Below are 241 nucleotides of genomic sequence, written 5' to 3'. Positions count from 1 at the left end.
CGATTTGCGCAAACGGCAGACGAGATACGCATTGCTGACCGGGGATTCGGTTCGCGTCCCGAATGTATCCGCTCACTTGCTTTTGGAGAAGCTGATTATATCGTCCGGGTTCACTGGCGAGGATTGCGCTGGTTAACTGCAGAAGGAATGCGCTTTGACATGATGGGTTTTATGCGCGGGCTGGATTGCGGTAAGAACGGTGAAACCACTGTAATGATAGGCAATTCAGGTAATAAAAAAG

At 49.8% G+C, this 241-nt stretch carries 1 pseudogene; it reads left to right on the top strand.

Annotated features, from left to right (window positions below):
• Window positions 1-241, top strand: a pseudogene (locus SB847_RS22075) (hypothetical protein); the annotation flags it as partial.

It is taken from the genome of Bacillus sp. SIMBA_026, assembly GCF_046535335.1.
Taxonomy (GTDB): domain Bacteria; phylum Bacillota; class Bacilli; order Bacillales; family Bacillaceae; genus Bacillus; species Bacillus velezensis.
Note: the sequence above shows the minus strand (reverse complement) of the source record. Positions and strands in the feature narration are given on the sequence as shown.